Origin of the sequence: Pedobacter hiemivivus, from assembly GCF_004331685.1 — a bacterium.
Taxonomy (GTDB): domain Bacteria; phylum Bacteroidota; class Bacteroidia; order Sphingobacteriales; family Sphingobacteriaceae; genus Pedobacter; species Pedobacter hiemivivus.
In genome coordinates this window covers 1-1,444 of sequence record NZ_SJSM01000055.1, presented here as the reverse complement: position 1 = coordinate 1,444, position 1,444 = coordinate 1, and the positions used below count along the sequence as shown (strand labels likewise).

Annotated in this window: 2 protein-coding genes; both read left to right on the top strand. The window is 40.1% G+C overall.

Going from position 1 to position 1,444, the window contains the following annotated elements; translation table 11 throughout:
- The first annotated feature begins 70 nt into the window (after positions 1-70).
- Positions 71-436 (top strand): ISAon1 family transposase N-terminal region protein, encoded by a 366-nt coding sequence (locus EZ444_RS27025; protein WP_131613003.1) that lies wholly within the window; start codon positions 71-73, stop codon positions 434-436.
- Entirely contained in the window at positions 417-1,400 is a 984-nt protein-coding gene (locus EZ444_RS27020; RefSeq protein WP_317130149.1) for an ISAon1 family transposase, read from the top strand. The genes EZ444_RS27025 and EZ444_RS27020 overlap by 20 nt, the downstream gene beginning before the upstream one ends.
- Positions 1,401-1,444 lie beyond the last annotated feature (44 nt).

The following is a 1,444-nucleotide window of genomic DNA, read 5'->3' as shown; positions in this document are numbered from 1 at the left end:
GGATCAATCCCAAAAGTTGTGGAGCAATCGATAAAATTATAGATTTGTATTTCTATACCGTTTTATATTTATGCCATCAGCTACTGCATCCTTGCTCAGATTATTTCTGCCAGATTTTATACTAGAGAATTTTGAATTCAAAGGGGTTATTGAGGATAGTGAAACCTTCCATATCGAACTCGAAGAATTGAATAATCCCCCCTCAGAATGGGATGGGATCAAAGTTTTGTCCAAAGGCTTTTTCCCTCAGATTGTAATTCAAGACTTTCCTATCCGTGGTCATAAAGTGTTTTTTCATATCCGCAGACGCCGATGGCTCAATACAGAAACGTCTAAGGTGATTTATCGGAATTGGACTTTAGTAGAAAAGGGAACGCGAATGACTGGGGATTTCGCGGCTTTTTTAAAAGAAATCAATCGATACAGCGCCGAGTAGCGTTGATGCCATCAGCTCATTCTATGGTGTAAAAGCCAAAAATCTGCTTCGTCAATATCGTGATTACCTCAGTGACTTTAAAAGCTGGGATCAAAAATCACATGCAAAAAAGTGGCTGTTATATCCAGAAAATCTTGGTGAACAGCTTTCCATAGACGAAACCAGTCTATCCCATGGTGAACTTTATACCATCCTTACCAACAAAGCAGCAAAAGGTAAAAAAGGGGCTATTGTTGCCATTGTAGCAGGGACTAAGGCAGAAACCGTCATTTCAGTGCTGAAAAAGATTCCCGAAAGAGCAAGAAAAAAAGTGACTGAAGTTACCCTGGATATGGCAGGTAATATGGAGTTGATCTGCAAGCGTTGTTTTCCGCAGGCAACCAGGGTAACAGATCGTTTTCATGTACAGAAGCTGGCTACTGAAGCCCTGCAGGAGATGCGGATCAAATACAGATGGGAAGCTATGGATGCAGAAAATGAAGCGCTAGAACATTCAAAAAAGACAGGAACTCCATTTCAGACAGAAGTCCTACACAATGGAGATACCATCAAACAACTGCTCGCGCGTAGCAGATATGTACTATATAAAAAACCTTCTAATTGGATAGACAGCCAAAAGGATCGTGCTGAACTCCTATTCGGGAGGTTCCCTGACCTTAGAACAGCCTATGGACTCAGTTTTGGGCTTAGCCAAATCTTTGAAAATACAACAGATAAAGTCTTCGCCTTGGCGAGATTGGCCAAATGGCATGAAAAAGTACGGCAAACGGGATTCAAGTCTTTTAATACAATTGCCAGGTCCATACAGAACCATTATCAGACTATATTGAACTACTTTGATAACAGATCTACTAATGCTTCCGCGGAATCTTTTAATGCAAAAATAAAGGCTTTTAGAAATCTGTTTAGAGGTGTGAAAAACATAGAATTCTTCCTGTATAGACTAACTCAATTGTATGCTTAAAATCCAAAAATTCACGCCTGCTCCACAACTTTTGGGATTGATCC

Coding starts and splice junctions, on each gene's coding strand:
- EZ444_RS27025 (WP_131613003.1), top strand. CDS start 71: ATGCCATCAGCTACTGCATCCTTGCTCAGATTATTTCTGCCAGATTTT.